At 44.7% G+C, this 21,499-nt stretch carries 19 protein-coding genes; 9 read left to right on the plus strand and 10 right to left on the minus strand.

The window, feature by feature from the left end; translation table 11 throughout:
- Nucleotides 1-38: 38 nt before the first annotated feature.
- From R8N47_RS05585 to cobT, 6 genes are all read right to left on the minus strand, one after another.
- Nucleotides 39-1,067: a succinylglutamate desuccinylase gene (locus R8N47_RS05585; protein WP_064353848.1), complete on the minus strand. Its 1,029-nt coding sequence runs from the start codon at nt 1,065-1,067 to the stop codon at nt 39-41.
- 274 nt (nt 1,068-1,341) lie between these two features.
- A complete protein-coding gene (locus tag R8N47_RS05590) occupies nt 1,342-3,138 on the minus strand; it encodes a M3 family oligoendopeptidase (protein ID WP_064353847.1) in 1,797 nt (598 codons plus the stop codon).
- A gap of 128 nt (nt 3,139-3,266) precedes the next feature.
- A complete protein-coding gene (gene cobC, locus R8N47_RS05595) occupies nt 3,267-3,881 on the minus strand; it encodes an alpha-ribazole phosphatase (protein WP_005389801.1) in 615 nt (204 codons plus the stop codon).
- Nucleotides 3,882-3,892: 11 nt separating this feature from the next.
- Complete coding sequence (gene cobU / locus R8N47_RS05600; protein ID WP_053350418.1) at nt 3,893-4,426, minus strand: bifunctional adenosylcobinamide kinase/adenosylcobinamide-phosphate guanylyltransferase; 534 nt, start codon at nt 4,424-4,426, stop codon at nt 3,893-3,895.
- Nucleotides 4,423-5,199: an adenosylcobinamide-GDP ribazoletransferase gene (locus R8N47_RS05605; protein ID WP_053350436.1), complete on the minus strand. Its 777-nt coding sequence runs from the start codon at nt 5,197-5,199 to the stop codon at nt 4,423-4,425. The genes cobU and R8N47_RS05605 overlap by 4 nt, the downstream gene beginning before the upstream one ends.
- Nucleotides 5,200-5,228: 29 nt before the next feature.
- On the minus strand, nt 5,229-6,272 hold the full coding sequence (cobT, locus tag R8N47_RS05610) for a nicotinate-nucleotide--dimethylbenzimidazole phosphoribosyltransferase (protein WP_021707632.1): 1,044 nt from the start codon (nt 6,270-6,272) through the stop codon (nt 5,229-5,231).
- A 248-nt stretch (nt 6,273-6,520) separates the two neighbouring features.
- On the opposite strand from cobT, the gene R8N47_RS05615 reads away from it, so the two are divergent.
- The 7 genes from R8N47_RS05615 (at nt 6,521) to purT (ending at nt 14,109) form a co-directional block, all read left to right on the plus strand.
- Nucleotides 6,521-7,210, plus strand: a complete 690-nt coding sequence (locus R8N47_RS05615; RefSeq protein WP_053350419.1) for an NAD(P)H-binding protein — start codon at nt 6,521-6,523, stop codon at nt 7,208-7,210.
- Between the two features lie 200 nt (nt 7,211-7,410).
- On the plus strand, nt 7,411-8,784 hold the full coding sequence (locus tag R8N47_RS05620) for an L-cystine transporter (protein ID WP_053350420.1): 1,374 nt from the start codon (nt 7,411-7,413) through the stop codon (nt 8,782-8,784).
- A 157-nt stretch (nt 8,785-8,941) separates the two neighbouring features.
- The gene (gene sbcB, locus R8N47_RS05625) at nt 8,942-10,363 is read left to right on the plus strand and encodes an exodeoxyribonuclease I (protein WP_017820876.1); all 1,422 of its coding nucleotides are present in this window, start codon (nt 8,942-8,944) and stop codon (nt 10,361-10,363) included.
- Nucleotides 10,364-10,418: 55 nt separating this feature from the next.
- Complete coding sequence (locus tag R8N47_RS05630) at nt 10,419-10,793, plus strand: CidA/LrgA family protein (RefSeq protein ID WP_005397786.1); 375 nt, start codon at nt 10,419-10,421, stop codon at nt 10,791-10,793.
- Between the two features lies 1 nt (nt 10,794).
- Nucleotides 10,795-11,472, plus strand: a complete 678-nt coding sequence (locus tag R8N47_RS05635; RefSeq protein WP_005377888.1) for an LrgB family protein — start codon at nt 10,795-10,797, stop codon at nt 11,470-11,472.
- A gap of 430 nt (nt 11,473-11,902) precedes the next feature.
- The gene (gene cdd / locus R8N47_RS05640) at nt 11,903-12,790 is read left to right on the plus strand and encodes a cytidine deaminase (protein WP_064353846.1); all 888 of its coding nucleotides are present in this window, start codon (nt 11,903-11,905) and stop codon (nt 12,788-12,790) included.
- 143 nt (nt 12,791-12,933) lie between these two features.
- Nucleotides 12,934-14,109, plus strand: a complete 1,176-nt coding sequence (gene purT / locus R8N47_RS05645) for a formate-dependent phosphoribosylglycinamide formyltransferase (protein WP_064353845.1) — start codon at nt 12,934-12,936, stop codon at nt 14,107-14,109.
- A 72-nt stretch (nt 14,110-14,181) separates the two neighbouring features.
- Here purT and R8N47_RS05650 read toward each other — a convergent pair whose 3' ends face one another.
- On the minus strand, nt 14,182-14,832 hold the full coding sequence (locus R8N47_RS05650; protein ID WP_021707633.1) for a thiopurine S-methyltransferase: 651 nt from the start codon (nt 14,830-14,832) through the stop codon (nt 14,182-14,184).
- 315 nt (nt 14,833-15,147) lie between these two features.
- Here R8N47_RS05650 and R8N47_RS05655 point away from each other — a divergent pair, with 315 nt between their 5' ends.
- Entirely contained in the window at nt 15,148-15,927 is a 780-nt protein-coding gene (locus R8N47_RS05655; protein WP_005377897.1) for a phosphoribosylglycinamide formyltransferase, read from the plus strand.
- A gap of 122 nt (nt 15,928-16,049) precedes the next feature.
- Here R8N47_RS05655 and ihfA read toward each other — a convergent pair whose 3' ends face one another.
- Entirely contained in the window at nt 16,050-16,346 is a 297-nt protein-coding gene (gene ihfA, locus R8N47_RS05660; protein WP_005377899.1) for an integration host factor subunit alpha, read from the minus strand.
- Nucleotides 16,347-16,880: 534 nt separating this feature from the next.
- On the opposite strand from ihfA, the gene R8N47_RS05665 reads away from it, so the two are divergent.
- The gene (locus R8N47_RS05665) at nt 16,881-17,762 is read left to right on the plus strand and encodes an AEC family transporter (RefSeq protein WP_005377901.1); all 882 of its coding nucleotides are present in this window, start codon (nt 16,881-16,883) and stop codon (nt 17,760-17,762) included.
- 214 nt (nt 17,763-17,976) lie between these two features.
- On the opposite strand, the gene pheT is transcribed toward R8N47_RS05665, so the two are convergent.
- Nucleotides 17,977-20,382: a phenylalanine--tRNA ligase subunit beta gene (gene pheT / locus R8N47_RS05670; protein WP_053303165.1), complete on the minus strand. Its 2,406-nt coding sequence runs from the start codon at nt 20,380-20,382 to the stop codon at nt 17,977-17,979.
- A gap of 18 nt (nt 20,383-20,400) precedes the next feature.
- On the minus strand, nt 20,401-21,384 hold the full coding sequence (gene pheS, locus R8N47_RS05675; RefSeq protein ID WP_005385470.1) for a phenylalanine--tRNA ligase subunit alpha: 984 nt from the start codon (nt 21,382-21,384) through the stop codon (nt 20,401-20,403).
- Nucleotides 21,385-21,499: the final 115 nt, after the last annotated feature.

A 21,499-nucleotide genomic window follows, 5' to 3' on the forward strand; every position in this document is an offset into this window, starting at 1 on the left:
TCGGTAAATTGCAATTAACTTCTCAAAGCAATGTTGGATTAATCGTAAACCAACTCACCCTCTTCAAAACGGGTTTTCACTTCACAAACCATCAGAGCTGCACGTTGACCTATTGCGACGTGGCGGTTCGGGAAGACAATCGCTTCGTTTTCATTCTTCGCCATTAATGGTTTGTCGCCATCATGACCAAACACTTCGCCGTGAACAAATGAGGTGAAGTTTTCAACATTGTCGTCGAACATAAAGTCAAAGTCTTCGTTCAAACGAACGATTGTGCGACTTACGCGATACTTAATGCATGGTTTTGGTAGGTGTTCTGGCTTCGTTTCCGCAATCAAATTACGTAAAGACAAATCAAACGCGGTCAGTTTATCGAGGTCATTTTCACCAATACGAGCCACACGTCCAAGCTCCATCGTGAGAGCCTGCGCACCAAAGTTCTCAGCACTGTACCAGCTAAACGTACTCGATGGTGAGTTTGACAGGAGCACAGCTTCAATGTGTGCACTGTCCAAGAAATCGATCAATGCCTTGCTGCGCACTGGATGACGAGTCTTAGGACTTACTGAAAACGTATAGTGCTTCGAGCCTCTAATCGCGCAGTGTAAATCAAGGTGCCAGCGTGTTGTCGGGTCGGTATCCTGATAAAAATCTCGAACAAGCAGCTTAAGTGTATCGGCGATAACAAGCTCTTTTGTCTGTTTGTGTTCTTTTTCGTCAAACAGACGGTTGAGGTTTTCTTCGAGGAATCGCGTGTGCGCCAGAGTGGATTCTGGGTGAGCGATAATGAACAGACAACGGGTATCGACCGTCTGGAACCCAGATTCTATGTCTTGAATAATGGAATCCACCAGCTCCATCGGTGCGGTTTCATCTCCGTGAACTCCACAAGAGATGATGATGTTCTTCGTATCCTGAGTATAATTCGCAGGGATTACTTCTAATACACCACGCTGATAGAGTTTAAGTTTTACACCGCTAGAAAGCACCTGCTCCGCTGGTGCAACATCAATATGAACATCTAACGTGTCAGTTAAAAACGATTGGCGAAAGAGAGACTTCGTCATGCGTTACTCCTTAATAGCACGGCGGATATGTTAATAAATTGTACAAAGGATTTTTGTTGCTGCGATCTCACTTATGAGTAGAAATCACTATTTCCCTCGAAAATCCGATGCCTTTTCGCGCCAGGCACTCAAATCAAGCATTGAGGCGTTTAATTTTCAAACAATTACAAAGTGTTAGGGCTGTGAACTTTACCACAGCCCTGATTAAGATCATTATGATTTGATCAAATTTTTGTAGCTATAAAGCAGATTATGCATCAACACTGCGAAAAACTTAGCCGCGCTGTACGAGCAAACGCTCAAACTCATCGACTTTTTCACGCACTAGCTCAACACTCTGCTGCCAAAACCTTGGCTGGGTTAAATCCATAGACAGATGCTTTTCGACGACATCTTCCGCCATCATGCAGCCTGTATCGCGCAGCAAATTGATGTAATCGGTGTAAAACGCTTCGCCTTTGGTTTCTCGCTGTGCATAGATACCCTTGCTAAACAAGAAGCCAAATAGGTATGGGTAGTTATAAAAGCTCACGCTATCAATAGAAAAGTGCAGCTTGCTTGCCCAGAAGTACGGATCCGGTTCGCTCATTACGTCGCCATACCATTCTTTCCAAGTTTCTGACATCAACTCACAGAAATCATCTGCGGTTAACTCTCCATCCTGGCGGCGTTCATAAAACGATTTTTCAAACTCGTAGCGAACCGGAATGTTGATCATTAAAGCTAGCGCAGATGACAACTCTTCCCACAACATCTCGAGCTTTTCATCAACGCTCTCAGCTTTCGAAATCAAATGATCACGAACGATGTTTTCTGCAAAGATAGAGGCGGTTTCTGCTAACGTCATTGGGTAGTAAGTTTGGCAAAGTGGCAAATCACGAATAACCCAGTTATGGAACGCATGGCCAAGTTCATGTGCCAGAGTCATAAGGTCTGAACGGCTGCCACTCCAAGTCATAAACACAAGTGGTGTTCGCGTTGCTGGCAGTTTGGTGCAGTATGCGCCAAGACGCTTGTTAGCATTTGGCGCGGCATCAATCCAACCATTTTGTACCATCAAACGGACAAACTCCGACATCTCAGGGTTTACTGTTTCAAATGCTTCACAAATAACATCAATCGCTTCATCAAAGTCGTAAACCTTCGCTTCACCGCTCAAAGCAGGCATAGCCGCCAGATGATTCCAAGGTTTCATCTCATCCAGACCATGTACTTGCGCCATCAATAAACCTGCTCTCTGACCAATAGCTCGACTGTCTTTGGCTACTGTCATCATCGCATTTAAAGTTTCAGCTTGGATTCGGCTACCATGCAAACTCGGCTCTAGGAAGTGAACTTCACGCTTCGTAGAACGCTTTTTGTTTTCAGTTAAGCGCCATCCTGCTAACGCATTCAAAATCGCAGCGAATGATTCTTGGTGCGTTTGCATTGCATCTTGTACGCCACGCCACGCGGCTTCTTGACGCTCGAATTCAGAACCATAAAGAATGCTTGCCGCTTGAGAAAATCCAAGCTCTTCACTATTACCATCTGTGTACTCAAGCTTCACTTTCAATGAGCCAGTCAGGTTATCGTATAGGTTACCCCAAGCCGATTTGCCATCCACACTCATCGCAGCCAGTAACTGTTCTTCTGCGTTGCTAAGACGAGTATCCGCCAACTTTCTAGAATTCAAGATAGAAAAAGCTTGCCCACTGATATCAGGATTCTCATGGTCTAACACGCGCAAGATAAACTCTTCGTCGGCATGAGTTAGTGTCAAATCAAAGGGACTGAACGCTTGGGAAAGCTCCGAAAAGATGCGGGTCATTTTACCAAGTAACGATTTCGCTTCGGCGTTTGTTGCATCAACAGAAGCATAACAACTCGCAAAATTTGCAACTGTACCCGCTAAACGACTCGCGGCTTCATTGGTCAAAATCGCATTTTGCATGATCTCTACGTTGCCACAATCTGCTGGTTGTTTATTCAAAAGATCAATACATTGTTCCACAAGAGCAATATCGTCTTGAATTCGTGGGTCAGAAAGGTCGTTATAAACGATGGACAAATCCCAACTCGGCGTTGTCATTTCTATATTTCCTTTTTATGTAACTGAGTCAATTTTCGCTTCCTGCACCTAGCAGATGGGCTTCCACTGACATCTTCCGTGACTATGCCCGTAAGCAATATCGTTCTGGGCATTTTAATATTTATAAATTAACGAGTTAAAAGAGGTACGCCAATCGAACGCACCGAGGCGTAAATTTGCTCATCTATGGTAACTGTTACATGCGTGACAGAAGCGTTTCCTATCGACAACGTCGAATACCACTTTGGGTTACGCCAATCTAACTCCAATACATGAGCAAGAATCATACGAATGACGCCACCATGCGTGACGATAAGTAGATTGTCATTGATATCGTTGATGATTTGAGACCAAACGCGACATATGCGCTCAGAAAATGTGCTTAAGCTCTCAGCATTCGGCAACGTATGTTGTGCTGGCGATTGCCAAAAAGCATCTAGCTTTTTCCACTGCTCAGTGAGCATATCAAAAGGCATACCATCAAAATCACCAAATGCCATCTCTTGTAAAGACTCATCCGTCATTACTGGTAATAATTGCTGTTCAGCAATGATGTTTGCCAGTTCTTGACAGCGTGAAAGCGGAGAAGAAATTATTCCACCCACACCTCGTCCACTCTCGGCCCAAGCCCGAGCAATACTCTCTTGATCAGCAGGCGTAACTTTTACATCTGTTTGGCCATGGAGTCCTGGTGGAGCGTCTACTTTTCCATGACGCACAAGATAGATATTGAGTGTTTTCATTTTGTTCCATCCTACTCTTTAAGAACCAACGGCAAACCAGCAGCAACAAAGGTAACGCGATGGCAAACACTGGCTAGTTTTTGATTCATCCGTCCTGCATTATCCACAAAATAACGACTAACCGCCCCCAAAGGTACAATGCCCATTCCAACCTCGTTAGAGACGAATATTAACGTCGCATCTGAGCCACGTACCACCTGTATAAGCTTTTCAATTTCTGCTTCTAGCTTCTCATTGGAACATTCATCACCTAACTCAAATATCCAATTGTTGAGCCACAAGGTTAAACAATCGACCAATACAACATCGGTGGTAGCGAAATTTGTCAGTAACTCAGATAAATGAAGGGGGCATTCATGCTCTTGCCACTCGCCCCCGCGTTGCTTTTGATGATGCGCTATTCGCTCTCGCATTTCTTGGTCAAATGGCAGCGCGGTTGCAACATAGTGTAATGATCGATGAGAAGCGACCGATAATTGCTTAGCTGTTTTTTCTGCCAAATGCGACTTCCCAGAGCGCGCGCCACCGAGTATCAATTGCTTCATGAGGAGTGATACAACCCAATCATAGTGAGATAAATAAGCAGTTCCGACAACTGTTGCGCTGCGCCAAGGCAATCCCCCGTAAAGCCGCCAATTCTCTTGGTTAACCAACGTTTGAACATCAAACGAAATACCACGAGAACAAGCGATATCAAGATCGCATCCGCGATACCAAGCACAAGCAATGTTATGCCACCAGTAAACAACAAAATGGAGACTTCTAGAGAAGACTGGCGACTTGCTAGCGGTTTACTTTTCGACGTATCACTGTCACTGACATAAGGCATGTCATAAATAAGCGTCGCTGCTAGTGCTCGGCTTGCGGTGTAAGCGACGACAATGACCAACCAAAAGTGCGGCAAGTTAGCCAGTTCACTCCAAAAAACATACTTAGCCAATAACGCCATAATGAGAGTGGCGGCACCATAAGTGCCAATACGACTGTCTTTCATAATAGAGAGGCGTCGCTCTACGGTCATGCCACCGCCAATGCCATCCGCCATATCGGTCAAGCCGTCTTCGTGAAAAGCCCCAGTTAACAATAAGCTAAACACCATCGTTAATACTATGGCAACCGACTCTGGGAAAAAAATTGAGGTGAGCGAGAATACCAAAGCGCAAAGTGCTCCAAGCACGAGACCAACTAACGCAAAGTAACGGCCTGCCTGATTCATGCGTTCTTCACTGTAAGGCAACGCTTGGGGCACGGGTAAGCGGCTAAAAAAACTGGTAGCTAATAGAAATAACTCCCACTGGTATCTTAACGATGACGGCATGACTTTCTCAGAATTATCAGGGACTGACACTAAACTGTAACTCCTGCACTCTCGAAGCTCGCCATTTTGTTGTAAAACTGGGCAGCAGCTTTTAACAGAGGCAAGGCAAGAGCGGCTCCTGTTCCCTCCCCTAGCCGTAAACCAAGGTCGAGCAGAGGTTCTGCTTTTAGATGTTCCAATACAAATTTATGTCCATTTTCTTCAGAGCGATGGGCAAACAACATGTATTCACGCGTTTCTTCGTCTAACAACGTCGCAATATAAGCCGCTACCGATACGATAAACCCATCCACTAAAACTGGAGTTTTAAGCCGCTTGGCTTCTAAAAAAGCGCCCACTATCTGTACGATTTCAAAGCCCCCAACCTGTGCGAGAATCGCTTTGGTATCAAGACCTCGACATCGGTTTACCCCCTGTGCTACCAGTTTATATTTGCGGCTCAACTGCTGTTGATTGATTCCGGTGCCAACGCCAACACAATAATCAATATCTAATGAGCTCAGTGCCGATAACAGTGCTGAGGCCGAACTGGTATTACCGATGCCCATCTCACCGAACATCAAGAGGTTTGAACCATGCAAAATGGTTTGCTCAGCAATCTTCGCACCATATTCTAAACCTAACGCCACTTGTTCTGGGGACATCGCTGATTGTTTAGAAAAATTAGCCGTACCGTTACCCAACCGTTGTTCAACCAAGTTGGGATGGGATTTAAATTCTGGAACCAGCACATCAATAGGAGCCAACATGCCGCAATCTATTACTTTGAGTTGAATGCCATTAATGTCGCAAAAACAGTTGATGGCTGCGCCGCCAGCGAGAAAGTTAGCCACCATTTGTTGAGTGACTTCGCTTGGCGCAATGCTCACACCCTCCTCTGCAACGCCGTGATCTCCAGCAAATACCAGCATGCTCGGTTTGCAGATAGCGATGGAATCAACTGGCTGAGGTTTATCCTGACTTTGAATAAGAGCTAACTGCAGTGCCACCTTTTCCAATAAGCCTAAAGAACCGACGGGTTTGGTTTTGTTATCTATGCGTGCTTGTATCTCCGCAGCAAAAGAGTCATCCATTTTTTACGTTCCTTTGATGTTGTCTGGGTGAGAGGTGTTCTGTTGTTCAAGAGGTCTTGTTCAGCGACAGTTTTTGCGCGCCCACTATTGTATACACTTGCATCCAATTGGGGCAGCGCTAATCAAGTTTATCTCAGGATAGTCTGCCGAGTTCGCAGAGCGTCTCACCTTTCTTGCACGAGATTATAAGTAACTCGTTGAAATCCGCTACAATAGCTTAGACTATGTTCCCATATAGGAGAAAAGATATGGATAACAACACCTGCGCAATCATCGCCGGTGCAACTGGCTTAGTAGGCTCAAAAGTCATTGCAAACCTCATAAATCAATCAGGTGTTGGAACATTATATTATCTTTCTCGCCGCCCACTCGATGGCGTCCTAGATGTGGACAACAAGCTTATTCCTCTCATTGATGCAGACCTTTCTATCCACCAATGGGATGAGAACCAACCAACACCAACCATCGGCTTTATCTGTTTAGGTACGACCCTTAAGCAAGCTGGTAGTAAGGATAATTTGCGTAGAGTAGATGTTGATCTGGTGTGCAAAGTCGCCCAACAAATGAAAACAATCGGAGTCAAACGCCTTGCGGTTGTTTCTAGCCTCGGTGCAAATAGTAAATCGCCATCCCATTACTTAGCTTGTAAAGGACAAATGGAACAACGAATCGAAGCTATGGATTTTGAGGAAATCGTATTTGTTCGCCCAGGCCCGCTTGTTGGTCAACGTCAAAACCCAAGAATGGACGAGAAGTTAGTACAAACTCTGTTTAAGGTAATTCGCCCACTTATGCTAGGCAAACTGTCCAACTTTTTACCGATTCGAGCAGAAGATGTCGCCAAAGCGATGATTTATCAACTTTTCAGTTATCAAGAAGACTCGGTGGTTTACTTACAAAGGAAAGAAATGCGTGACTTACTGCATCACTACGAATAACCATTTTGTACAATTAACGTGCTAATTCACGCTCTCACGCGACTAAGATCTCGTTTTTATATTCATTTTAGATCTAGCTAATACCCGTTTGTCATTTTTAAAGTTATATCACGAGCGTTATCTTACGCTCCATAAATAAATCCGTATAAAACCCCGTATAAAAAACAACCGCCACTTCGGTTGGTTGATAAGGTCAAATTATGAATTTTGCAGTGATAGCCTCTCTAGCCGTCTTTGTTGGAATATTGTTCTTTCTATTTAATCAACAACAAAAGAAACACACTCTTTCACGTCTCGTTTTGATCGGTCTTGTTACCGGTTCTCTTTTTGGTCTTGCTTTGCAACTCATTCACGGTGAAGGTAACAGCGCAATTGCTCAAACACTTGAATGGGTAGGCATTGTAGGCAGTGGCTACGTTGGTCTACTGAAAATGGTCATCATGCCACTGGTGTTGGTATCGATGATCTCTGCAGTTGTTAAATTGGAGAAAGGTGGATCATTAGGTAAAATTTCTGGCCTGACCATCTCTGTTCTTCTAGTAACGACTGCAATTGCTGCACTTATCGGTATCTTGGTGACAACGACATTTGGCCTTTCAGCAGAAGGTTTAACTGAAGGCGCGCGTGAAACCGCTCGTATCGCCGTTTTAGAAAGCCGTGCCAGTACAGTAAGTGACCTAACTATTCCTCAAATGCTAGTTAGCTTCATTCCAACCAACCCATTTGCTGATCTAACAGGTGCTCGCTCGACATCAATTATCGCTGTTGTGATTTTCGGCGTGTTAACTGGTATCGCCGCTCGTAAAGTGATGATGGAAAAAGCAGAGTTGGAATCACCGATTCGTACTTTCGTAGAAGCTGCTCAATCTATCGTTATGCGATTAGTGAAGATGATCATGGCCCTAACGCCATACGGCATCGCAGCACTGATGGCAAAAGTGGTAGCGACATCAAGCGCAGGCGACATCCTAAACCTACTTGGCTTTATTGTGGCGTCTTATGTTGCTATCGCACTGATGTTTGTTGTTCATGGCGTATTGGTCTCTTTTGTTGGCGTTAGCCCTGCGGAATACTTTAAGAAAATCTGGCCTGTACTGACCTTCGCGTTTACATCCCGTAGCTCAGCAGCAACAATTCCACTAAACGTAGAAGCGCAAATCACCAAGCTTAACGTACCACCAGCGATTGCAAACCTATCAGCATCGTTTGGTGCCACTATCGGCCAAAACGGCTGTGCGGGTATCTATCCTGCAATGCTTGCAGTGATGGTAGCTCCAACAATGGGTATCAACCCACTTGATCTACACTTTATCCTGTCATTGATTGCGATTATCACCATCAGCTCATTTGGTATTGCAGGTGTCGGCGGCGGTGCGACGTTTGCAGCCTTGATTGTTCTTCCTGCAATGGGCTTACCTGTGACCATCGCGGCACTGCTTATCTCTATTGAACCACTGATTGACATGGCACGTACCGCACTAAACGTTTCAGGCTCAATGACTGCGGGTACAATTGCTAGCCGAGTGCTGAAGTCACCAGAAAGTGAAGCAACATTGGAAGAAACACGAGCATAGAACTCAAATTCCTTCCAAAGCGATAAAACGTAAAATATCAAGCCGATGGTTCGCCATCGGCTTTTTTCATTTTCAAAAATTCAACTTGCATCTTTCGTTGCTAGTCAAGGCGTTGAATGGTCTAATACTGTCATCGGTTTTGTAAACGGTAAGCAGAATGCACCAAGATAATCAGCCCACTTTTTTCTTCTTTGATTATGAGACATGGGGAACCAACCCCGCGAAAGATCGCCCAAGCCAGTTTGCTGGTGTTCGTACAGATGAAAACTTTAATATCATCGGCGAGCCTTTAGTCATGTACTGTCAACCACCGGCTGATTATCTTCCGTCTCCTGAAGCTGCGCTTATTACTGGTATTACTCCGCAAAAAACGGTTCAAGAAGGCCTTTCTGAGCCAGAGTTTATCGCTAAGATTCACACTGAACTCGCGAGACCAAATACCACCAGTTTAGGCTACAACAGCATTCGCTTTGATGACGAAGTGACCCGTTATACTTGTTATCGCAACTTTATCGATCCATACGCATGGAGTTGGCAAAACGGTAACTCACGTTGGGATTTACTCGATGTACTACGCGCGTGCCATGCCCTTCGCCCAGAAGGCGTAGAATGGCCAGAAAACGAAGATGGCTTCACTAGCTTTAAATTAGAACACTTGTCTGTGGCTAACGGCATAGAACATAGTAACGCGCACGATGCCATGGCAGATGTGGTTGCGACTATCGAAATGGCAAAGAAAGTAAAAGCAGCGCAACCAAAATTGTTTGATTACTTTTTTTCTATGCGCCAAAAGCGCAAGCTCAATGATTTAGTCGACATCGTCAACATGACACCGTTGATGCACGTTTCAGGCATGCTAGGGCGCGAATGTCAGTACACTAGCTGGATTGTGCCTGTTGCTTGGCATCCAACCAATAATAACGCCGTTATCACCATCGATTTAGCGAAAGACCCTCAACCTATTCTTGAGCTATCCGCAGAAGAGCTGCACGAAAGACTCTACACGAAGCGCGAAGATCTTGGTGAATTGCTACCAGTGCCAGTTAAACTAGTTCATTTGAACAAATGCCCTATTCTCGCCCCTGCAAAAACGTTAACGGCTGAAAATGCAGAGTCTATTGGCATTGATCGCCAACAATGTCTCGCCAATCTCGCTTTGTTGCGCCAACATCCTGAAATTAGAGAAAAGCTGATTAGCCTCTTTTCCGTCGAGCGTAAATTCGATAAAAGTGATGACGTCGATACACAGCTTTACGACGGGTTCTTTTCTCCGGCTGATCGCGCAGCTATGGATATCATTCGAGAAACCGACCCGAATAATCTTGCTGCATTAGACATTGAATTTGATGACAAGCGTATTAAACCTCTATTGTTCCGCTATCGTGCGCGTAACTTCCCAGGCACATTAGACGAGCAAGAACAAAGACGCTGGGCACTACACTGTCGAGAAGTGTTTGAAAGCCAAATTGAAGAGTACATGCTGAATTTAGAAAACTTAGTTCACGAACATGAAAGTGACGAAAAGAAGATTGCGATATTAAAATCCGTGTACCGTTATGTAGAGAGCTTAGCTTCCTAACTCCTCCTAATACAAGCGCACCTTATGGTGTGCTTGTTGTTTATATACTGTCAAAATGATTAAAGAACGATTCTTACAACTGATCCAACTGCTCATTTCAATCTTCCTCATCATGGGAGCACTTGGCATCGGAATTACCATTCAAAAGTTCACTGGCGTTTCCGTTCCAGGAAGTGTCATCGGTATGCTCGTACTGTTTTTCTCCATGACTCTTGGGCTTGTAAAAGTCGACTGGGTCAAACCGGGCGCCACGCTATTTATCCGCTATATGATCTTATTGTTCGTTCCTATTAGCGTGGGATTAATGCAACATTTCGATATGCTACTCGCTAATGCCCTCCCTATCATTGCTAGCGCAGTTGGAGGCTCACTCATTGTACTAGTCAGCCTCGCTTGGCTGCTGGACTACTTGTTAAAGGAGAAGCACTGATATGTGGTTAGTTGTTACCATTGCGGTTTTTCTTGTCGCGCGCCAAATTGCAATCAAAGTGAATAATCCTCTAGCAAATCCTTTGCTGATCAGTATTGCAGTGCTCATTCCTTTGCTTACTTACTTAAATGTACCGTTTGAAACGTATTATGCGGATAACGAAGGGATCAGTTTTTTACTTCAACCAGCCGTAGTTGCTCTGGCTTATCCACTATATGAACAACTACCACAAATTAAAGCAAACTGGCGAATCATCACTTTTGCTTGCACAGTAGGCAGTGTGATGTCGATGATGACAACCACCTTGATCGCAGTCGCTTTCAAAGCGGATATCAGTTTAATCGCGAGTCTAGTGGGTAAGTCCGTCACTACACCAATAGCGATGGAAATATCGAGTCACCTCGGTGGTGAAGCCGCCGTTGCAGCGATCTTGGTTCTGATTGTCGGTTTATTGGGCGCAATTTTGGCATACCCAATTTACAATTTGATTGGAATTAAACACCCGATTGCACGTGGTCTGACAATGGGTACAGTCTCTCATGCCTTAGGCACCGCTACTTGTGCAGAGAAACAGCCCATAGATGCCGCGTTCTCATCACTCGCATTGGTTTTATGTGGGATCATAACTTCTATTTTGGCTCCAAGCTTTTTTGCTTTGGCTGTCTGGCTATATCAATAGTTAAGCGCTCTCGGTCTGCCCTCCTTCCGGCAGGCCGTAGCCTTTCCGCTTCTTCCTTACCCTTTTCTAAACCCTATCTTATCTATCAACCTCACCCAGTAATATCGTGAAGGGACTTGATCGAGATATACATTCATAGCATTAGCATTCTAGGTGCTACCACTCGCTCTAGATTACGTAGGCATAAAGTAGCATAGCGGTAAAAGTCGCGTTAGTAACATACTCCTGCTCCTTGGTCATATGAATATATACTGATATGGTTAATTGTGAGACGGAGATAACGCTTCACACCTGTGCAATCGAATACATGTGTGAGCTCACTCTAATTATGTAACAGAATTATCAATTGCATTATTTATCGTGATCTAACGCACGGAACATTTCTATCTTTCACATAGAATAACTGTCCATGCAATAACAAGGATTCAACATGAAAAGTCGCATTGAACAGGCGCTAGCAGGCGCTCCAGAAGCACTTTCCAAACAACTTGCTCCTATCATCCAAGCTGATGATTTTGATGCTACGCTTTCAGTTCAACAATTTGAGCAGTTGCTTTCAGCTACCGGTCTATCAGACAAAGAGCTTCGTGTTGCGCTACTTCCTTTTGCCGCAGCGTACTCCTATGCTCCCCTTTCTGACTTTTATGTCGGCGCTATCGTTCGTGGCCTTTCAGGTCGCCTTTACTTCGGTGCCAACATGGAATTCTTTGGTGTACAGTTGGGTCAAACGGTTCACGCAGAGCAGTCTGCGATTAGCCATGCTTGGATGAAAGGCGAACGTGGTCTTAAGGATATCACTATCAACTTCAGCCCATGTGGTCACTGCCGCCAGTTCATGAATGAGTTATCTACCGCAAACGAGCTTAAAATCCAGCTCCCAGAACGCGAAGAAAAGTCACTTCATGAATACCTGCCTGAAGCCTTTGGACCAAACGATCTCGGTATCGAGTCCGGCTTAATGGCAGAAGTTAAACACCAATTCTCATGTGATGATGAAGACGCACTCATCCAAAGTGCAGTTGAAGCGATGAACATGAGCCACTCTCCATACACCAACAACTTGAGTGGTTTAGCATTAGAGATGACTAGCGGCCGTGTATTCCAAGGCGCTTATGCAGAAAATGCAGCGTTTAATCCTAGCTTGCCACCGCTACAAGTTGCGCTAATCCAAGTTTTACTTGCGGGTGAAAACTTTGACAGCATCAAAGCCGCTGCATTGGTAGAAAACTCTGAAGGTAAGATCAGTCACTTAGCCGATACGCAATCAACGTTGGAAGCGTTGAATCCAGATATTCCGCTTAGTTTTGTCAACGTATAAACGACAAATTCAACAAAAAGCTCTACAACATGTAGAGCTTTTTTATTACCTAAAAACCAAAAGCAAACGTTTGCTTTGTCATAAAACTTCAGTATGATCTCCTGCAATTTCTGTCTCATCACTCTATTTTGTAAGGGAACACTATGTTTGGCACTGCAACTAGCGCAAATGCTACCCGTGTATTACTTTTAGGCTCTGGCGAACTCGGTAAAGAAGTCGCCATTGAATGCCAGAGACTTGGTTTAGAAGTGATTGCTTGTGATCGCTATGCCAATGCTCCAGCGATGCAAGTCGCTCACCGTAGTTATGTTATCGACATGTTAGATGGGAACGCCTTAGAAGAAGTTATTACGAAGGAACAACCTACTTACGTCGTACCAGAAATTGAAGCCATCGCAACCGGCAAACTGGTAGAGCTTGAAGAAAAAGGACTGAATGTTGTTCCAACCGCTAAGGCAACCAGGCTAACAATGAATCGTGAAGGTATCCGACGTTTGGCAGCAGAAGAACTGGAATTGACGACTTCACCTTATCGTTTTGCAGATAACTTTGAAGACTTCAAAGCCGCGGTTGAGCATGTGGGTATTCCGTGCGTGGTGAAGCCAGTGATGAGCTCTTCCGGTAAAGGGCAAAGTGTTATCAAGACCGAAGACGACGTTACAAAAGCATGGGATTACGCTCAGGAAGGCGGACGTACGGGTGCAGGTCGCGTTATCGTGGAAGGTTTTATCGACTTCGATTACGAAATCACTTTATTGACCATCAGAGCCGTTGACGGTGTGCATTTCTGTGCTCCAATTGGTCATCGTCAGGAAGATGGCGACTACCGCGAATCATGGCAACCGCAAACTATGTCAGAAAACGCAGTAAAAGCAGCTGAATACACGGCTGAGAAAGTGGTAAACGCGCTCGGTGGCTACGGCATCTTTGGTGTAGAGCTGTTTGTCAAAGGCGATAAAGTCATTTTCAATGAGGTCTCTCCTCGCCCTCACGATACGGGCATGGTTACAATGATTTCACAGGAAATGTCTGAGTTTGCTCTCCACGTGCTCGCGTTTACCGGAATGCCAATTAATAATATTGTGCAATATGGCCCATCTGCGTCTGCTGTTATTCTTGGACAAGGAACTTCCACAAACATTCGCTTTGAAAACCTAAGCAAAGCTTTAGCTCAACCTCAAACACAAGTTCGTCTATTCGGTAAGCCAGAAATCGATGGCCGCCGCCGTTTAGGTGTTGTCCTTACGCGACGAAAAACCACCGAAGAAGCCGTTCAAGATGCTGTTGAAAGTGCTTCAAAAGTGAATATCATTTATTAAATACGAACCACTCATACAAAAATAGCGCAGCTCAACTTGCTGCGCTATTTCGTGTTCCAAACCGAAGAGAGCCTATTCACTCTCGATTAAGTACACTTCTTCAGAGAAGCGACTTAAGCCTTTTTTCGCAATTTTAGGATGATTCTCGTCAGCTTCATCTACGTTCAAACAAGTAACTTTGTAACCTGAAAATAACTGCTCAATCTCTTCGACCGGCACGCTAAATGGAGGCCCCGCCATCTCTTCTTGAGGATAGTTGAGTGTAACAAGCAAAATACGACCGCCTGGATTCAGCAGTTGCTTGAGACGCTCTACATACTCCTCTCGCATATCTTGCGGTAAAGCAACCAACGCGGCGCGATCATAAATGATATCGGCTTGAGATACTGGTGCAGTGAAAAAGTCCCCAGTATAAATAGAGAGCTCATCAAATTGATAAAGCTCGTGCATGCCATTAAGAGGCGTTACCGTTGGCGTGTAAAAATGTTCAGCAAAAAAGGCACGCACAGCGATATGGCTTAGCTCAACACCTTCAACCGAATCATGCTTCATCGCTAGCCAAATCAAGTCTTCTGACTTTCCACATAAAGGAACTAACACTTTATCTTCACGCTTTGGATTAGTGTGTTTCCAATATACTGGTAATAGCGGGTTTACATCTTCCAAGTGAAATCCGATTTGATTGCTGGCCCATTTGTTATGCCAAAATTCTTGGTCTCTCATTTTACTTTCTACTTGTCGGCTGTTTTCATTTTGAGAGGTAAGACTAACGTTTTTTTTCAATTTGTCTATGCCGTTCATCTTTGGTTAATACTGCGGTGATAGGATGTAATCGGTCTCATAGGAGATGCGCCTTTATCTGATAATCAGAATAAAGAAAAGAGAAATGGTGATCTAACGCACGATTCTACTTCAAGATAAAACTGAAACCTTGGAATCTTTCGTAATGGCCCCATTTATAAGTTAGTACCTGATTTGCCGAACTTAGCGACCTTTATGTTCCCTATTTTCTAAGTACAAGCAAGTTAAGGAGAGTGAATGAGCTTATTTCTTCGTACTACAGCATTGATGCTTTTGGTACTTAGCCGTGCACCGGCATTTGCCGCACTTCCAATTACCCCTGCGCCTAATGGCGAACAAAATCGTTCAACCAGCCAAAACGAAGTTTGTTCGAAACTTTTTAAACACAGCCTTAGCGGTTTATATGGCATTCAGTCAATCGACACCACACCAACTCAGCCATATTCTGACTTCGACATTCTTTACAGCAAAGCTCACCAAGCGCAATTTGAACTTGAAACTATCTGTAAAAGTACCGCACTTCTTAATGACGCTCAGCCATACTTCGCAGGCGTGAAATCCAAACAACGAGCAGAAGAAAAGATAGCTTTAGAGTTAGATGGGAAAGTTGAACGTATTACTGACCTAGCACGTGCAACGATTGTAGCTGAAGACGTCGCGAGTTTAGTCTCCATTTATGAAACGTTAGAGCGTGAAACAACGATTGTGAAAGTAAAAAATCGATTCAAAAAACCTGGCCCTTCAGGATATAGAGACTTGAACTTGCTCGTTCGTTTACCAAAAACAAACCTAGTAGCCGAAGTTCAACTGCACTTGAAAGCAATCGCAGATGTAAAAAGCGGTCCCGAACACGACCTATACGAAAAAATCCAGAAACTAGAACGTCAAGCGATGTTGGAAAAACGTGAGCTAAGCGAAATAGAGCTTGCCTCTATTCGCAACATGCGTACACAGTCTAAGAACTTGTACCAACAAGCATGGCAACCATACTTAACAACGCATCTAGAAGCGGCGTAACCGATATCATTAAGCGTCTCTCATAAACAGAAAAACCACCGCATTACGGTGGTTTTCATTTGTATGCACACGAATTTTACGCAAAAAAAAGACCACGCCTTAGCGTGATCCATTTATTCGGCTTACTGTACTTTCTTCAGGTTTTCTACACGAGCTTTTAACTTCTGACCCGGGCGAAAAGTCACTACACGTCGAGCAGTAATTGGAATATCTTCACCAGTTTTCGGGTTACGACCAGGTCGTTCATTCTTGTCACGAAGATCAAAGTTACCAAAACCTGACAGTTTTACCTGTTCGCCACTTTCCAGTGCCTTACGAATCTCTTCAAAGAACACTTCCACCGTTTCCTTGGCGTCCCGCTTACTAAATCCTAATTTATCAAACAGGTTTTCTGCCAGTTCGGCTTTTGTGAGCGCCATAAAACTTTCCTCAAAGCTATGTTAAACAATGCTACGTTAGTGTAGCGCCAGAGCAGTTTTACCCTACCAATTCAACAACATATCGGGGTTACATCAGGAAGTGTATGACAAGCTTATGATTTTCGCCAACTTTTTTCTTGGCGAACAAAAGGAATAGCACTACGTAAATTATTGTTAAACGCCAGAAATTTGATATTTTTGTTTTTGTTTCATCTTTATCAGGAAAAACATCCAGATTATAAAACTAAAAGTAGTTTAAATATCAACATTAAACACTATTTAATAAAAATATCAGATATTGGTTATTTAACAGACACTTGACATAGAACTTGTCGTAAATTCAGTGATTTGTATGTAACTCGATACGTAACAATTAGATTAAAAGGTATGACCACCTGTACTTTGCAACTGTGCTTTGAAAGCTTGATTAAACCCACGCTTCTCGCTGTTTAACGATGACGCCATATATAAAGATTGATAATGTGGAAGTTCGTGTATTTCCTCATTAGCTTCTTACACTGCTTCTAGGCGACCATGATTAATCAAATCATAAATATTCTTTTCCCTGTTTTTGCTCTTGTCGGAGTTGGCTATTTGGTCGGTCGTTACATCAAGCCTGACTTTCGCCCAATAAACCGCATTAATATTGAGGTTTTTACGCCAGCACTGGTATTTTCGTCACTCGTTAGCATGCCGCTCGATTCAAATCAGGGGCCGCTTCTTTTGGCGGCAATTGTTGCGGTTTTAATTCCCGCACTACTCATGATCCCGGTATGTCGATGGACGTCACTCTCGTTTAAAACCTGGGCGCCACCACATATGTTTCGGAATAGCGGAAATCTAGCTATTCCTTTGTTTACCTATACGTTTGGAGAAATTGCGCTGTCGTCAGCAGTGCTTTTATTTGTCGTGTCAGCATGCTTGCATATCAGCTTAGGCGTAATGCTGCTTAGTCATGGCAACCCTTTTAAGCAAATAGTCAAGATGCCAATCTTTTTAGCAGCGTCGTTGGCTCTGTTTCTCAACGTGTCAAATGTGGGTGCATGGGCGCCTTTATACGAAGCCACTGCTCTACTTGGGCAAGCGGCCGTACCCGTGATGCTTTTATCTCTGGGGGCACAAATGTGTCATTTACGGTTGGACGGTTTAAAGATTGGTGTGTTGTGTACCGTGCAGTCACTGGCAACTGGTGCTGTCGCTTTTGCACTTATTTATTGGTTAATTCCCCTTCCAACGATGCAATTGCAAATGATGGTGCTCTTCACAATGCTGCCGCCAGCCGTCATGAATTACCTATTTGCGGAAAGACTGAATATAGAACCCATGAAGGTGGCGTCAATGGTACTATTTGGCAACTTTTTCAGCATTCTTACGCTGCCTCTTCTGCTTAGCTATACCCTCTCACTCGCTGCCTAACCGCCAATAAGCTATCGTTAGCGTGTATTAGCTGAAAAACAATACGTTCCTAATCTCGGGTAAGGGCCATCCCTAGTTTGGTCTAGTATTTTAAAATAATGAGGGGTGGTGCGAGCAGTAAGGAACTTGAACAACGATAAGGTAATCCTAAAAATAAAAAAACCCTGCCAAACTGGCAGGGTTTTCATTTCTTAAGAAGATACGTTACGCGAGATTAGTCACGTAGAGACGCACCAAACTTCTCAGAAACGTGAGCAACGATAGCGTCAACCGCACCAGCGATATCTGCATCTTCAAGCGTACGCTCAAGTGACTGTAGAGTCAGAGCGATTGCTAGGCTCTTCTTACCTTCTTCAACGCCTTTACCTACGTAAACGTCGAACAGTTTTGCATCTTTAAGGAACTCGCCACCTTGCTCTAGACAAGCGTTAACAATGTCACCAGATGCAACAGCTTCATCCACTACTACCGCGATATCACGACGGTTTGAAGGGAATTTAGAAAGTGCTACCGCTTCTGGGATCACTTTGCTGTTAATTGCAGACCATTCGATTTCGAATACGATAGTACGACCATTTAGACCGAACTTACGCTCAAGCTCAGGGTGAACGGTACCGATCACGCCCACTTCTTTGCCATCTACGATGATTGCCGCAGATTGACCTGGGTGAAGTGCTGGGTTAGCTTTTTTGCTTTCAGGTGACAGTGCAGCGAAAGAGTACGCTTTTTCGTTCGCAGATAGCTCTAGAATCGCTTCTAGATCGCCTTTAAGGTCGAAGAAATCAACCGTGTTAGTTTCGATATCCCAATGTTCTTCACCGCGAGTACCAGCGATAACACCCGCTAGCATAGGCTCTTGGCGCATGCCGTTTTCTGCAGATTCACATGGGATGAAACGTAGGCCGTATTCGAATAGACGAACGCGTGGCTGTTGACGCTTCTGGTTGTGAACAACCGTGTTCAGCAGACCTTGGATAAGACCAAGACGCATTGCTGACATGTCTGCAGAAATTGGGTTTGGAAGTACTAGAGGCTCAACACCAGGTACAACTAGCTTTTGCTGCTCAGGCTCAACGAAGCTGTATGTGATTGCTTCGTGGTAACCACGGTCAACAAGAAGATCACGAACGCGTTTCAGTGGAAGATCCGCTTCAACGTGGTTGTGCATCTTAAGTGCTGCTGCTGGGTTTTGGTTAGGAATGTTGTCGTAACCGTAGATACGGCCAACTTCTTCAATCAGATCTTGCTCGATAGCGATATCGAAACGCCATGTTGGCGCTACTGCCACCCAACCTTCTTCTGAAGCTTCAACAGTCAAACCTAGGCGCTCTAGGATTTCTACTACATCAGCATCAGCGATGTGGTGACCTAGTAGGTTGTCTAGTTTCGTGCGACGTAGTGCAACTTTGTTTGGCTTAGGTAGGTCTGCTTCAGATTCTACAGCTACAACAGGTGCTACTTCACCACCACAAATTTCAACAAGAAGCTGTGTTGCACGCTCCATTGCGCTCACTTGTAGTGCGTAATCCACACCACGCTCGAAACGCATTGAAGAATCAGTGTGAAGACCGTAGCTACGTGCGCGGCCACGGATGTGGTCAGGTGCAAAGAATGCACACTCTAGTAGAACGTCTTTAGTCTCAGTTGTTACACCAGACTCTTCACCACCAAAGATACCTGCGATTGCAAGTGCTTTGTTGTGGTCAGCAACTACTAGTGTATCTGCGTTTAGTTCTGCTTCGTTGCCGTCAAGAAGCGTTAGCTTCTCACCTTGCTCAGCCATACGAACTACGATGCCACCTTCGATCTTCGCTAGATCGAATGCGTGCATTGGTTGGCCTTGCTCTAGAAGAACGTAGTTAGTGATGTCTACTACAGGGTCGATAGAGCGAATACCACAACGACGCAGTTTCTCTTGCATCCATAGTGGTGTTTCAGCTTGAACGTTTACGTTCTTAATAACACGACCTAGGTAACGAGGACACGCAGCAGGAGCTTTCACTTCGATAGACACTTTATCGTCGATTGAAGGGGCAACTGCTTCTACTAATGGCTCTGTCACGTCAGCACGGTTTAGTACGCCAACTTCACGAGCTAGACCACGAATGCTGAAACAGTCAGCGCGGTTTGCCGTTAGGTCTACGTCTACTGTTACGTCGTCTAGACCTAGGAATTCACGGAAATCGGTACCGACTACTGCGTCTTCTGCTAGTTCCATGATACCGTCTGACTCAACGTCGATACCTAGTTCAGTGAATGAACAAAGCATGCCGTGAGATGGCTGGCCACGTAGTTTCGCTTTTTTGATTTTGAAATCACCTGGAAGAACAGCACCAACTGTTGCTACTGCTACTTTCAGACCTTGGCGACAGTTAGGTGCGCCACAAACAATGTCTAGAAGCTCTTCTTCACCCACGTCAACTTTAGTTACGCGCAGTTTGTCTGCATCTGGGTGTTGACCACATTCAACAACGTGACCGACTTTAACGCCAGTAAAAGAACCTGCAACAGGAAGAACGTCGTCTACCTCTAGACCGGCCATTGTAATTTGGTGAGTTAGCTCGTCAGTAGTAACCGCAGGGTTTACCCACTCACGAAGCCATGATTCGCTGAATTTCATGTTGATGAACCCTCTGGATTACTTGAACTGTTTTAGGAAACGAAGATCGTTCTCGAAGAACGCACGTAGGTCGTTCACGCCGTAACGAAGCATTGTTAGACGCTCAACACCCATACCGAATGCGAAACCAGAGTATTTTTCAGGATCGATACCTACGCTACGTAGCACGTTCGGGTGAACCATACCGCAGCCTAGTACTTCTAACCATTTACCGTTCTTGCCTTTCACGTCTACTTCAGCTGAAGGCTCAGTGAATGGGAAGTAAGATGGACGGAAACGTACTTCTACTTCTTCTTCGAAGAAGTTACATAGGAAATCGTGCAGGATGCCTTTCAGCTGAGCAAAGTTTACGTTCTCATCAACCAGCATGCCTTCCACTTGGTGGAACATTGGCGTGTGCGTTTGGTCGTAGTCGTTACGGTATACACGGCCTGGTGCGATGAAACGGAATGGTGGTTTACCATTTTCCATCGTACGGATCTGTACGCCTGACGTATGAGTACGAAGCATCAAGTCTGGGTTGAAGAAGAAAGTATCGTGGTCAGTACGCGCTGGGTGATCAGCTGCGATGTTTAGCGCATCGAAGTTGTGGAATGCATCTTCGATCTCTGGGCCTGCCTCGGTGTTAAAACCGAGTTCGCCAAAGAACTTCTCAATACGCTCTACAGTACGAGTTACTGGGTGTAAACCACCGTTTTCAATACGACGACCTGGTAGTGTTACGTCGATTGTTTCTGCTGCTAGTTTCGCTTCAAGCTCAGCACGTTGTAGTGCATCTTTACGAGCTGCGATAGCTTGCTGAACTACGCCTTTCGCTTTGTTGATCTCTTGACCAGCTTCACGGCGTTCTTCTGGTGGTAGTTTGCCTAGGCTTTGAAGTTGAGCAGTTAGCTCACCTTTTTTACCCAGATACTGAACACGCACTTCATCAAGTGCGACTAGCGATTCGGCAGCTTCAATTGCAGTGCTCGCGCTAGCAATGATCTCTTCTAGATGTTGCATCGTTTCCTCATCTACCTGTAGGTAGTGTCCATAAGGGAGTGATTGGTTTTTTGATAGCTGTACATAGTAGCCAAACCGGGCACCAATGCCAAATTGAATTACGAAAAGAAGAGGT

Source organism: Vibrio sp. 2132-1, assembly GCF_033344315.1.